The organism is Phocaeicola sp. HCN-40430, assembly GCF_037890285.1.
GTDB classification, from domain to species: Bacteria; Bacteroidota; Bacteroidia; order Bacteroidales; family Bacteroidaceae; genus Phocaeicola; species Phocaeicola acetigenes.
The window spans coordinates 40,428-53,452 of sequence record NZ_JBBKBS010000004.1 but is presented as its reverse complement, the minus strand read 5'-3'; the positions used below and the strand labels follow the sequence as shown (position 1 = coordinate 53,452).

Sequence of the window (13,025 nt, the reverse complement as noted above, 5' to 3'; positions counted from 1 at the left end):
AACTTAGACAGTGTGCAAAGATACAACGATTAAAAGGATATTTTGTTTTTTGTCCTATCTCTCTTACTAAATCCATTTGCCACTTCTCTCATTACACTCCGTTTTTACAAAACAGACTTCACCATTTTTCAAATTGACCAAAATACGGTGAAATAGAACACTTTTCCGGAGTAAACAATCTTCTTCTTTCTAAATTTAATATCTACTTTTGCCCATAACCAATTACAAACAAACCATGTATCAGACTAAATATTTATTTCAGTTATACACTCTGATTACGCTTTGCTTCCTATCCGGATGCGACATGATAGAGTATCACCCGTACGATTTAGATATAGACGGAGAGACCGGAATAAACGATAAAAACATCCGGGAAATAGAACAAAGCCTGCAAACAAAAGAAACAATCTCTTTTGCAGTCATCAGCGACACCCAACGCTGGTACGATGAAACGGAAGATGCAGTAGAGAATATCAATGCACGCAATGACATTGACTTTGTTATACATACTGGAGATATTTCTGATTTCGGAATGAAACTGGAATTCGAGAAACAAAGAGACATCCTAAACCGTCTGACAGTTCCTTATGTATGCCTTTTAGGAAATCACGACTGCCTGGCCACCGGGAAAGAGGTGTTCAATCTAGTTTTCGGGAAAGAGAATTATGCTTTTACAGCAGGAGATGTACGTTTCATCTGTCTTAACACCAACGCCTTGGAATTTGACTACACAGAAGCTGTACCCGATTTTACATTTCTTGGCAACGAGCTTGAGAATCTTTCTCCTTCCATCAAAAAAACTGTAGTAGCAATGCATGCATCCCCCTATTCCGAACAGTTTAACAACAATACGGCTTTTATCTTCCACGAGTACATCAAACTGTTTCCCAGTCTTCAGTTCTGTATTCATGGACATGGCCATACCCTCAGTGCAAAAGATTTATTTGAGGACGGAATCTTTTATTACCAATGTGCCAATATAGAAAAACGTTCCTATTTACATTTTACCATCACTCAAGATCAGTATACCTATGAAGTCATTGATTTTTAAAATTCATTTTCTCTTTATACTTATTTCCTTTCCTGCTTTGCTTTTTGCGGAATCGCCTTCCGACTCTGTCACAACAGTACGAAAATGGGATAAAAGAGTTCATTTAAGATATAAAGGATGGCAACGTTTAAAGCCGACTCATGTTAAATACCAATATGCAGGAGGCATGGGAGTTTCTTCTTTGGGTATAGGGTGGGATTACGGAAAGCGTGCGCAATGGGAAACGGATTTCTTTGTAGGATATCTTCCTAAAAAATATGCAAACCAGTTCAGGCTTACCTTTACTGTCAAACAGAACTATATTCCTTTCAGCATTTCACTGAATGATCATTGGGCTATAGAACCTTTTTACTGTGGTCTTTATGTAACAACCATTGCAGGTGAAGAATTCTGGAAAAAAGAACCGGGCCGTTATCCTAACAAGTATTACAACTTCAGTACAAAACTCCGCCCTTATATTTTTATAGGACAACGAATAGGTTTCAACCCTCATCATAAAACATTACGAAACATCTCACTGTTCTACGAAGTCGGTACTTGTGAGTTATACATTATCAGTAAGGCTACTAACCATGCTCTTACAATGAAAGACATCTTAAGATTCTCTTTCGGAGCAAAGGTGCAGTTATTCAAAGAATAAACTCTTAGGGTATTATTCAAAACGAATGGACTTGGCCGGATGAATGCGGCTTATGAGATAAGACGGACCGACAAGCATCAGAACAGACACAATGAGTGTACAGATATTGAGCAACAGATAAATTCCCCAATTGAATTCAACCGGAACAAAGTCTACATAATAAGTAGCAGGATCGAGTTTTACGGGATGGAAGAAATACTGTATGACACAAATGGACAGTCCGATTGCATTTCCCCATATCATCCCCTTGGTAATAAGAAAGACCGAGAAAGATAGAAAGACTTTGCGGATAGCTGTATTGTCTGCTCCCAATGCCTTAAGCACTCCAATCATATTGGTACGTTCCAATATAATAATCAACAGACCGGATATCATGGTAAAGCCTGCGATTCCTATCATTAGAATCAAGATTACCCATACATTGATGTCCAGCAAATCGAGCCATGCAAAAATCTGAGGATACGCTTCTTCTACCGTACGGGAATAATATATGTTTCCATAACGATCTTCTTTCGTATCGAGATGTTCACGGAATCTATCGTTTACCCAATCCAGTTTACTATAATCAGAAACGGCTGCTTCCAGTCCGCTTACCTGTTCGGACTTCCAGTTATTCAAACGATTCACTGTATACAAGTCGGTCACCAGAAACAGATCGTCGTAAGCCGAAAAATTAGTCTGATAAATCCCTGCAACTGTCAAACGGCGAGCCCGTATCTTGCTTTCCAAATAATATGTATACAGCTTATCGCCTACTTTCAAAGATAATTTATTAGCGATAGTCCGTGATACCAGTACCTTACCACTCGATGCCGAATCTGCAAAAAGAGGAATCTCTCCTTCTTGCAGATGTTTCTTAAGGAAAGTCAGATCATATTCCTGTCCTATTCCTTTGAGTACCATTCCCTGGAAATTATCTGATGTCATAATCATACCCGGTTTTGTAGAGTACCGCTGTACGTGGCTCACTTCCGGTACAGACTGCAACACCTGCATCAAGCTGTCATTCCCCACTATCGGTGTAGCCTGATAAGACTGAGCATCGTCCAAGCTGGTCACTAAGATATCGGCTCCCAAGCCTACAACCTTATCGCGTACCTGATGCTTGAAACCGATTACAACAGCTACCACTACAATCATGACAGCCAAACCAATGGCAATGCCTGCCACAGCAATATGTATGGCAGGCTTAGAGACTTCTTTTCCGTCTTTATTATTTTTGTAAATACGACGAGCTACAAATAGTTTCCAGTTCATATCAGCACGAAAATTGCTTAATCGTCTACTCTTCCCGGATAAGCGTCCAGAGCTTTACGTAGCACATAGAGAGCACGAACCAAATCTTCCTTTTTCAAAACGTAAGCTACACGTACCTCATTCTTTCCTTTACCCGGTGTGGTATAGAATCCGCTGGCCGGAGCCATCATGACGGTTTCCCCTTCATAGTCGAACTCCTCCAAACACCATGCACAGAATTTTTCACTGTCATCGACAGGAAGTTTGGCTACCGTGTAAAAAGCGCCCATAGGAATAGGAGAATAAACCCCTGGTATACGATTCAATCCGTCAATCAAACATTTACGACGCTCTACGTATTCGTCATACATTTCGCGAGTATATTCTTCCGGCTCATCCAATGAAGCTTCCGCTGCAATCTGTCCAATCAAAGGAGGACTCAAGCGTGCCTGACAAAACTTCATAACCGCTTTACGTACCTTGGGATTCTTTGTAATCAAAGCACCAATACGAATACCACACTCCGAATAACGCTTAGATACTGAATCAATCAAGACGACGTTCTGCTCTATTCCCTCCAAATGACAAGCCGAGATATAAGGAGAACCTGTATAAATGAATTCACGGTAAACCTCATCCGAGAACAAGAACAAATCGTACTTCTTTACCAAGTCACGAATCTGATTCATTTCTCTTCGCGTATACAAATAACCGGTAGGGTTATTCGGATTACATATCAAAATACCTTTGGTCCGTTCGTTTATCAGCTCTTCAAACTTCTCAACCTTAGGAAGGGAGAAACCTTCTTCGATTGTAGTCGTTACGGTACGAATAATTGCTCCTGCCGAAATAGCAAACGCCATATAATTGGCATACGCCGGTTCTGGTACAATGATTTCATCACCCGGATTCAAACAGCTCAAAAAAGCAAACAATACAGCTTCCGAACCTCCTGTTGTAATAATGATATCATCCGGATCCAAATGAATGGCATATTTCTCATAATACCCAACGAGCTTTTCCCGATAACTACGATAGCCTTGACTGGGACTATACTCAAGTACTGTGCGGTCGATATGTCGAATCGCATCAAGGGCGGCTCGAGGAGTAGGCAAATCCGGCTGACCGATATTCAAATGATGGACATGGATTCCTCTCTTTTTTGCATTCTCTGCCAAAGGAGCCAACTTTCTGATAGGTGACTCTGGCATTTCCTGACCTCTGATGGATATTTCTGGCATATACAATAATTTTAAAACATTATTGCAAAGATAACGGTAAAGGAGAAAACACGCAACTAATATGAGAGAATAAATCCCAGCAAACTACCATTAAGATTCTTACATAAAGTCAATGTATGTTATCAAAACTCATTTTATAAGGTCAGCTCAAAATAAAAACATATATTTGAATTAGCAGTTAACACAAATATTCAGAATCATGGATTTATACCTTATTATATTCACTTCCGGTAATTACAGAAAAGAGCAAGTTTATGAAAGCCACAAAGATTTATTTGTTGCTTTGGAAAACCATTTCACGCTTCATCTTATAAACTATAAAGATGCAGATACAATTCCAAGCAATTCTTACAAGATGGCTTTCATAGCAAGCGGACAGGTAGAAGATAAAGTAATCAGTAATTTCAGCATCTTCCCCTATCCCATTACTTTACTGACCGACGGACTGAACAATTCATTGGCAGCGGCAATGGAAATTGCTGCATGGATTCGAAGCAAGGACATGAAAGTACAGATAATCCATGGCCGTACACAGGAAATGGCCAGTCAAGTACTGCAACATCATCAAGCTTTCCAGGCACGTCATTACCTAAAAGGCAAGAGAATCGGTGTCGTGGGCACTCCATCATCCTGGCTAGTGGCTTGCCATGTAGACTATCTGCTTGCCAGCAAAAGATGGGGAGTGACATATGTAGATATTCCAATAGAAGAAGTCTATAAATTATACAATCAAATTACAGATGATGAAGTGGGAGTAGAAGCTTCTCTTTTTGCAACCCGGGCACAAGCTTGTCAAGACACGACCCCCGAGATTTTACTTCAAGAAATGCGTTTATACAAGGCTGTCAAAACCATTTGCAAAGAAGAGAAACTGGATGCGGTCACTCTGTCCGGCGCATTATTGACAGAAGAATTACAACTGACCGGTTGCCTTGCCAGTTCTTTGCTCAATGACGAAGGAATACCTTCCGGATGCGAAGGTGATTTACAGGCAATCATGACACTTCTGATGGCAAAGGCTCTGACAGGACAAACTTGTTTTATGGGCAATCCGGCTTTTATCGATACCCAGAACAACGAACTGCTATTAGCACATTGTTCAATACCTACCAGCATGACAGACAGCTACATCATCCGTGATCATTTCGAAGCAGCTACAGGTATTGGTATACAAGGTATCGTACACCCTGGCGATGTGACCATTTTCCGTTGTGGAGGAGAATGTCTGGATGAATATTTTGTCACAGAGGGATACTTGACGGAAAACATGAATCTTCTTACAGCCTGCCGTACACAGTTAAGAATAAAACTGGACAAGCCTGTTTCTTATTTCTTAAAAAATCCGTTAGGCAATCATCATGTGATGCTACTTGGGAAACACGCACAAGCCATACAGGAGTTCATGCAACAAAACCGGTGCAAACTGAGAGAATAAAGGATAGAAAAGTAAATTACTTTCTGCCATGAAGAAGTCGATAGTCTGTATTTTTTAATTTATCTTTGCATAAAAGATACTAACCCTTAAAAGAAAAAACAGTCATTATGATGCATAATTGGTTTGAATGTAAGATTCGTTACGAAAAAGTCATGGAAAATGGAATGAACAAGAAAGTAACAGAACCTTACTTGGTAGATGCACTCAGTTTTACAGAAGCAGAATCACGTATTATTGAAGAAATAACTCCTTTTATCAGCGGAGAATTTACAGTTTCCGATATCAAAAGAGCCAACTACAGCGAACTTTTCCCCTGTGAGGAAGACAGTGCAGACCGTTGGTTTAAATGCAAATTGTACTTCATCACACTCGATGAAAAAAGCGGAGCAGAAAAAAAGACTGCAACCAACGTACTGGTACAGGCAGCTGACTTACGGGATGCTGTCAAGAAACTGGATGAAGGAATGAAAGGAACAATGGCAGACTATTCCATTGCATCCGTAGCCGAAACAGCTATCATGGATGTATACCCTTATTCTGCCGAACCTGATGTAAAGCCAGAGTTCCCTGACGCAGACAAAAGATAAATAATATCCAACCGCCTATGGACATCCAAGCAAATTTAAAGGAAGTACTTACCAGTTTACCTGCACAGGTAAAACTGGTAGCGGTATCGAAGTTTCACCCTAATGAATCGATAGAACAGGCTTATCGGGCAGGGCAACGTATATTTGGAGAAAGTAAGGTACAAGAGCTTACCGGCAAATATGAAACGTTACCCAAAGATATAGAATGGCACTTCATTGGACATTTACAAACCAACAAGGTCAAGTATATTGCTCCCTATATCGCCATGATACATGCCGTCGATTCTTACAAGCTGTTAGCCGAAATCGACAAACAAGCAGCCAAAAACGGCAGAGTAATACCTTGCCTTCTCGAAATACACATCGCACAAGAAGAAAGCAAATACGGTTTTACCTTTCAGGAATGCAGAGAAATGCTTGAAGCCGGAGAATGGAAAAACCTCACACATATCTGCATTGCCGGATTGATGGGAATGGCTACTTTCACAGAAGATGAAACAGAAATAAAAAGAGAATTTGATTCACTGAAACAGTTCTTCAACGAAATCAAACAGAATTATTTTGCTGACAGAGAAACATTCCGGGAAATTTCGATGGGAATGTCGCACGATTATCCACTCGCGATAGAAGCAGGAAGTACCCTGGTACGAGTAGGCAGTAAAATATTCGGAGAAAGAATTTATTAAAAAAACAAGCAATATGGAACAATTGAAAACTACATTTGCAGGATTATCACTGAAAAATCCCATTATTATCAGTAGTTCGGGATTGACTAACAGTGTAGAGAAAATAAAAAAACTGGAAGAAGCCGGTGCAGCAGCCGTTGTACTTAAATCTGTTTTCGAAGAACAAATCAACATGCAGGCAGGTTCTATGCAAGGCTATGGTTCTCCTGAAGCAGACGACTATTTGGGAGCTTATGTACGCTCACATGCATTGAGCGAACACATCAGCCTCATCGAACAGGCAAAAAAAGAATGCTCTATTCCTATCATCGCCAGCATCAACTGCTACAGCGACAGTGAATGGACTGACTTTGCAGCAATGATGCAGAACGCAGGAGCTGATGCTTTGGAGCTGAACATCTTGTCATTGCAGACCGACAAAGATTATAAATTCGGTAGCTTTGAGCAGCGCCATATCGATATTCTCTGCCATGTAAAGAAGGTTGTCAACATTCCTATAATTATCAAATTAGGAATGAACTTTACCAATCCTATAGCTCTTATCAACCAGCTTTATGCCAACGGAGCAGCTGCCGTTGTTTTATTCAACCGTTTCTACCAGCCCGACTTCAACATTGACACACTAAGCTTTACAAACACCAACGTAATGAGTACTCCTCAAGAACTGGCAAGCCGTCTGCGCTGGACAGCAATTGCTTCTGCGGAAGTTCCACAGATAGACTATGCTGTATCTGGTGGTGTACATTGCGGCAAAGGTGTTATCAAATCCATTTTAGCAGGTGCATCGGCTGTAGAAATTTGCAGCGTTATTTATCAATATGGTGCAAAAGAAATTGCAAAAATGGAGAAAGAACTGGCAGAATGGATGAACGAACAGGGATACAATACTATTTCTCAATTCCAGGGCAAAATGAACGCTTCGGCATGTGGAGACGTAAACCCGTTCGAACGTACCCAGTTTATGAAATATTACAGCAATCACGAAGAATAAGTATAAGTGAACAGAACAGGGGAAATATTTCCCCTGTTCTGTATAAACCAATCAGTCTCCCTTATATTGTTGCAACCATGAAAAGTCTATTCAGCCTCATAGGATTACTGCTGCCTGTTGCCGGACTGGCACAAACGGAAGTCCAACCGGACAGTTTAGTATGTTCACCCATATCTGCTTCTAACGACAGTCTTTATGTACCATTACAGTCACCAGTCGTAGAATCCGGAATATACAGACCCTTTGGCTTATACGGTATTACTCCTTTTGGATATGGCTTCCCGACATGGGAGTTGCACAAAGGCTTCAATGCTTCCATCGGACTAAACCTTACATTCAGTCCCAGCCGTTATGCCCCTTCAGGCGTCGGATTCGGACAAGATGCAGCATTCATGTATGCCGTTCCGGTAAGCAACCGCATCAGCATTGCAGGCGGACTTTATGCAAGCAACATGAACTGGGGATTCGTAAACTATCAGCAAGTAGGAATTGCAGGGGTAGCCGCTTTCCAGCTGACAGACCGGATCAGTTTTACGGCTTATGGAGTCAAATCACTGACACCTCAACGTCCCCAATACTACTACCCCCTACCCAACTACAATCCTGACAGATTTGGCGGCATGTTCAATTTTAAAATTGGAGAAAGTGCATCCTTCAGTATAGGAGTAGAAAGCAGACAAGGGAATACCCCCTGGTGGTACTAACCAAATTTCCCATAAAACCATACAAACTCATGAACAAATCTTTGTTAATCTCACTGGCAATCAGTCCGATTGTCTCTGCCGCAACCAATACACCGAACAGTAACACACCTAATATCATCCTGTTTTTAGTAGACGATATGGGATGGCAAGATACATCTGTTCCTTTTTACAACAACGAGAAAACCAACCTGAACAAACGATACCATACTCCCAACATGGAGCGTATGGCTCAAATGGGAGTCCGTTTTACAGAAGCATATGCCTGTGCCGTATCATCCCCTACCCGTTGCAGTATTATGTCGGGAATGAATGCAGCACGCCATCGGGTAACCAACTGGACCCTGAACTATGATGAAAAGACAGATGCTCCCAGTGCAACCCTCGATATTCCAGACTGGAACTACAACGGCATCCAACCGGATACGGTAACCACTGCATACAATCGTAAAAATACCACACCTATTACTTCACTCCCAAAAATCTTACACGATAACGGATATTACACCATCCATTGCGGGAAAGCCCATTTTGGTGCAAAAACTACTCCGGGAGCCAATCCTGAGACAATGGGGTTCGATGTCAACATTGCCGGAGGAGCAAATGGTGCACCGGGAAGTTATCTGGGAACAGAACTGTTTGGGAAAGGAACTCCACAAGAAGTAAAAGGAATGGAGAAATATTACGGACAGGATATTTTCCTTACCGAAGCACTCACGATAGAAGCACTCGAAGCACTGAAAAAGCCTATTGCAGAGAACAAGCCGTTTTATCTGTACATGTCGCACTATGCAATACATTCGCCCTACAATAATGACAAACGTTTTTCAGGCAAATATCGCGGCAAGTTCGATGAACAGCTCCAAGCAGGTCTCAATGAAAACGAAGCCCGGTATGCAGCCCTTGTAGAAGGTATGGACAAGAGTTTGGGAGATATCTTGGACTTCCTGGAAAAGAATCCGGAAGTAAAACAGAACACCATCATACTGTTTATGTCGGACAACGGAGGACAAGGATTGAACAACGTACGACAGGGACGTGAAAACCGAGACCAGAACTTCCCGGCAAGAGCAGGAAAAGGCTCTGCTTTCATGGGAGGCGTACGCGAACCGATGATGGTATACTGGCCGGGAGTAACCGAAGGAAACTCGCTCAACGACCAGCGTGTGATGGTAGAAGATTTCTACCCCACCATACTCGAGATGGCAGGTGTTACACAATATTCTCCTGTACAGACTATCGACGGAGTCAGTTTCGTAAAAGCCTTGAAACAGCCTGCTTATCGATACGAACGTCCCATCTACTGGCATTTCCCTAACCTTTGGGGAGAAACCCAAAATACAGAAGAAGGCTACGGAGCATATTCCGCTATTTTGAAAGGAGACTATCACCTGATTTACACTTGGGAGACAGGACAAAAAAGACTATACAATGTCAGAGAAGATATCGGTGAGCAAAACGATCTCTCCAAAGTCTATCCTGAAATAGTAAATGAACTTTCGAAAGAATTGGGTAACTACCTCCGCCAAGCCAATGCTCAACGGCCTGTAATCAAAGCCACTCAAAAGGTTTGTGCATGGCCCGATGAACGATAAATTCAGATACGATACTGATAATATGCTTTAGCCGACGCCGTCGGCTGTATAATCAACGACGCCGATTCCATAATCGACTACGCCGATTGTACAGCCGACGACGTCGGCTAAAATACCAATCCATTTCCGGAATACATTGCATACACATCATAAAGGCTGGTTCACTTGATGCATCATCAAATTGAACCAGCCTTTGTTTTTATTCTAAGCTTCCGACTTAATAAACCTCCATACTCCAGCGGCAATTGCTCCTCCAAGCATAGGAGCAACAATAAACAGCCACAATTGTCCCATAGCCTGACCACCTTCCATCAAAGCTGGTCCAATACTACGGGCCGGATTCACAGAAGTACCGGTGATAGGGATACAAACAATATGTACCAATACCAGAGTAAGACCAATCACCAGACCGGCCATATTGCCGGCTCCTTTCTTCTCGTCGGTAGTACCCAATACAACCCATACAAATAATGCCGTAAACACCGTTTCGGCAAGAAATGCCTGCCACATATGTTCGGGCGCAAAGCTATTGGCACCCGTGAATGTTGGCCCTTCATGTGCACCGGTTGCTACCAGCAAGGAAAGCAACAGTGCCCCTAAAATACCGCCTACCACCTGAAACAGCATATACATCATGGCACGCTTCGTTCTCATTCTTCCCGAAAGCCATACACCCAAGGTAATAGCCGGATTTATGTGGCAACCCGAAATATTTCCTATGGTATAAGCCATAGCGACCACCGCAAGTCCGAAAGCGAAAGCCACACCCAAGGTCCCAACTCCATCACCTACCGTTCCGGCTATATTTCCAGCAAACACGGCACTGCCGCATCCCATCAATACCAGAACCAAAGTTCCGATTAATTCAGCTACATACTTTTTCATAGGCATTTTTATTTAAGTGAATAATTCAATGACCGACTGATTTTCCCTTTCATCAACTTTCTTCATCAATATACGGAAAAGCCTCTTTCTCAAAGTTATAAAAAAAGAAGAAGAATCGCACATTACAAATGCAAAAAATATCCGTCCGGCAAAAGATTCATTTACATTCAAGAAATTTATTCCATCGTATTCCGATACGATTTTGCATAGAAATAAATTGCCCGACAAAGAATAAAAAGCTATATTTGCACAAACTACTGCCCATATGTGCAGTTTAAATTTTAAATTATGGAAAAAAGTTTTTTAGCTTTTATAGAAGAAAGCATCAAAAAAAATTGGGATTTGGATGCTCTGACCGACTATAAAGGTGCAACCTTGCAGTATAAGGACGTAGCTCGTAAAATAGAGAAATTGCATATTCTGCTTGCCGAGAGCGGAATACAACCAGGCGACAAGGTAGCCATTTGCGGACGGAACAGTTCACATTGGGGAGTGGCTTTTCTGGCCATCCTGACTTATGGAGCTGTAGCAGTCCCCATTCTTCACGAATTTAAAGCAGACAATATACATAACATTGTCAATCACTCGGGCGCCCGCCTTCTCTTTGCAGGAGATGTAATATGGGAGTCGCTCGACGAAAAGGAAATGCCGCAACTGGAAGGTATTATCCTAATGACAGATTTCACATTACTGGTATGCCGCAGCAAGCAGTTGGAATACGCACGCGAGCACCTCAACGAATTGTTCGGACGTAAATTCCCTCGTAATTTCCGTCGTGAACACGTAAGTTACCGCCGTGATGAAACAGAAGAACTGGCAGTCATCAATTATACCTCTGGCACAACCAGTGCGTCCAAGGGAGTAATGATACCTTACCGTGCTTTATGGTCTAACACACAGTTCGCTTTCGAGGTTCTGCCACTCAAACCGGGAGACAGAGTGGTATCCATGCTTCCCATGGCACACATGTATGGTTTGGCTTTCGAATTTTTATACGAAGTTGCGTGCGGATGTCATGTTTACTTCCTCACCCGTATGCCAAGTCCGAAGATTATCTTCCAGGCCTTTGCAGAAGTAAAACCACATATTGTCATCGCAGTACCTCTTATTATTGAAAAGATTATCAAGAAAAACGTATTGCCTAAGTTGGAAACACTGAAAATGAAAATCCTGCTTAAGGTACCTATTATCAACGATAAGATCAAGGCTACCGTACGCGAACACATGATACAGGGATTCGGAGGTAATTTCCACGAAATTATCATAGGTGGAGCAGCCTTCAATCAGGAAGTAGAGCAATTACTGAAAAGTATTGACTTCCCTTATACGGTAGGGTACGGAATGACAGAATGTGCCCCTATTATCAGTTATGAAGACTGGAAACGCTTCAAGCCGGGATCTTGCGGAAAATCAGCTCCACGTATGGAAGTGCGTATCGACAGTCCGGACCCGGAAAATATAGTAGGAGAAATTCTGACACGAGGTGATAACGTAATGTTGGGCTACTACAAGAACCCCGAAGCAACAGCTCAGGTCATCGACAAAGACGGATGGCTGCATACTGGCGATTTAGGAGTAATGGATGCAGCAGGAAACATTACTATCAAAGGCCGTAGCAAGAATATGTTGTTAGGACCATCGGGACAAAATATTTATCCGGAAGAAATCGAGGATAAATTGGCTAATATGCCTTTGGTAGCTGAAAACATTGTCATCCAACAGGCCGACCACAAACTGACAGCACTTGTATATCCCGACTTTGAAGAAGCATATGCACAGGGAATGACTGATGCCGACATTGCGCAGGTAATGGAAAACAACCGTATAGCTTTGAATCAAGAACTTCCGGGATACTCACAGATCACTCGTATCACTATACAACCAGAAGAGTTTGAAAAAACTCCTAAAAAGAGTATCAAACGCTTCTTATATCAGGATATAAAGTAAGTTCAAATGATATCAAACAAACAACTCATA

General features: G+C 41.9%; 12 protein-coding genes. 9 read left to right on the top strand and 3 right to left on the bottom strand.

Annotated features, from left to right (window positions below; genetic code table 11):
- Nucleotides 1-235: 235 nt before the first annotated feature.
- Nucleotides 236-1,051: a metallophosphoesterase family protein gene (locus tag WKU26_RS02695; RefSeq protein ID WP_340320806.1), complete on the top strand. Its 816-nt coding sequence runs from the start codon at nucleotides 236-238 to the stop codon at nucleotides 1,049-1,051.
- Complete coding sequence (locus WKU26_RS02690) at nucleotides 1,032-1,691, top strand: hypothetical protein (RefSeq protein WP_178265868.1); 660 nt, start codon at nucleotides 1,032-1,034, stop codon at nucleotides 1,689-1,691. Before WKU26_RS02695 ends, WKU26_RS02690 begins: the two co-directional genes overlap by 20 nt.
- Nucleotides 1,692-1,703: 12 nt before the next feature.
- On the opposite strand, the gene WKU26_RS02685 is transcribed toward WKU26_RS02690, so the two are convergent.
- Together WKU26_RS02685 and WKU26_RS02680 are read right to left on the bottom strand one after the other, a co-directional pair.
- A complete protein-coding gene (locus WKU26_RS02685) occupies nucleotides 1,704-2,948 on the bottom strand; it encodes an ABC transporter permease (RefSeq protein ID WP_340320805.1) in 1,245 nt (414 codons plus the stop codon).
- A 17-nt stretch (nucleotides 2,949-2,965) separates the two neighbouring features.
- The gene (locus WKU26_RS02680) at nucleotides 2,966-4,168 is read right to left on the bottom strand and encodes a pyridoxal phosphate-dependent aminotransferase (protein ID WP_340320804.1); all 1,203 of its coding nucleotides are present in this window, start codon (nucleotides 4,166-4,168) and stop codon (nucleotides 2,966-2,968) included.
- Nucleotides 4,169-4,367: 199 nt separating this feature from the next.
- Here WKU26_RS02680 and WKU26_RS02675 point away from each other — a divergent pair, with 199 nt between their 5' ends.
- The 6 genes from WKU26_RS02675 to WKU26_RS02650 all read left to right on the top strand — a co-directional run bounded on the left by WKU26_RS02675 (nucleotide 4,368) and on the right by WKU26_RS02650 (nucleotide 10,163).
- Entirely contained in the window at nucleotides 4,368-5,603 is a 1,236-nt protein-coding gene (locus tag WKU26_RS02675; RefSeq protein WP_340320803.1) for a fucose isomerase, read from the top strand.
- 104 nt (nucleotides 5,604-5,707) lie between these two features.
- Complete coding sequence (locus WKU26_RS02670) at nucleotides 5,708-6,190, top strand: DUF4494 domain-containing protein (RefSeq protein WP_178267434.1); 483 nt, start codon at nucleotides 5,708-5,710, stop codon at nucleotides 6,188-6,190.
- Nucleotides 6,191-6,207: 17 nt separating this feature from the next.
- Nucleotides 6,208-6,876 (top strand): YggS family pyridoxal phosphate-dependent enzyme, encoded by a 669-nt coding sequence (locus tag WKU26_RS02665; protein ID WP_340320802.1) that lies wholly within the window; start codon nucleotides 6,208-6,210, stop codon nucleotides 6,874-6,876.
- A gap of 13 nt (nucleotides 6,877-6,889) precedes the next feature.
- Nucleotides 6,890-7,867: a dihydroorotate dehydrogenase-like protein gene (locus WKU26_RS02660; protein WP_178267412.1), complete on the top strand. Its 978-nt coding sequence runs from the start codon at nucleotides 6,890-6,892 to the stop codon at nucleotides 7,865-7,867.
- A 77-nt stretch (nucleotides 7,868-7,944) separates the two neighbouring features.
- Nucleotides 7,945-8,571 carry a hypothetical protein gene (locus WKU26_RS02655; RefSeq protein ID WP_340320801.1) on the top strand — a complete coding sequence of 209 codons (627 nt, stop codon included), beginning with the start codon at nucleotides 7,945-7,947 and terminating at the stop codon, nucleotides 8,569-8,571.
- Between the two features lie 29 nt (nucleotides 8,572-8,600).
- Nucleotides 8,601-10,163, top strand: coding sequence for a sulfatase (locus WKU26_RS02650; RefSeq protein ID WP_340320800.1), 1,563 nt, complete (start codon nucleotides 8,601-8,603; stop codon nucleotides 10,161-10,163).
- A 204-nt stretch (nucleotides 10,164-10,367) separates the two neighbouring features.
- On the opposite strand, the gene WKU26_RS02645 is transcribed toward WKU26_RS02650, so the two are convergent.
- Nucleotides 10,368-11,048, bottom strand: a complete 681-nt coding sequence (locus WKU26_RS02645; protein ID WP_178267414.1) for an MIP family channel protein — start codon at nucleotides 11,046-11,048, stop codon at nucleotides 10,368-10,370.
- A 288-nt stretch (nucleotides 11,049-11,336) separates the two neighbouring features.
- Between WKU26_RS02645 and WKU26_RS02640 the strand changes: the two genes are divergently transcribed.
- Nucleotides 11,337-12,995 carry an AMP-binding protein gene (locus WKU26_RS02640; protein WP_338158861.1) on the top strand — a complete coding sequence of 553 codons (1,659 nt, stop codon included), beginning with the start codon at nucleotides 11,337-11,339 and terminating at the stop codon, nucleotides 12,993-12,995.
- Nucleotides 12,996-13,025: the final 30 nt, after the last annotated feature.